At 60.9% G+C, this 320-nt stretch carries 1 pseudogene; it reads right to left on the bottom strand.

Annotated elements, in window-relative coordinates:
- Nucleotides 1-75: 75 nt before the first annotated feature.
- Nucleotides 76-320, bottom strand: a pseudogene (locus ACR6JA_RS23170) (efflux RND transporter periplasmic adaptor subunit); the annotation flags it as partial.

The raw sequence follows: 320 nt of genomic DNA, 5'->3' as shown, positions 1-320 counted from the left end.
TACAAAGTAGGTAAGTCGACTGGCGCGCAGCGCCATCTCGGTGATCTTCATGATGAAGTAACCTGGTGGATCGCGTTAGCGCTTGGTCAATTGAGTGGTGGCTTCCAGTGGTGTCACTGGCTGTCCATCGGTGAGCCATCCTCCTCCGGCGGCAACCACCGTCTCGCCGGGCTTGAGTCCAGCGAGGACGCGCGCGCTGTCTCCTTCCTGTACCGGCGTGAAGCGCACCGCGCGACGGTGCACCTTCTTATCTTCAGGGGTGTAGACGAAGACGGAAGCCTCGCCCGGCTTCGTGCCGAGCACCAGCGAGGCATAAGGTA

Source organism: Cedecea sp. B1(4), assembly GCF_059414925.1.
Note: the sequence above shows the minus strand (reverse complement) of the source record. Positions and strands in the feature narration are given on the sequence as shown.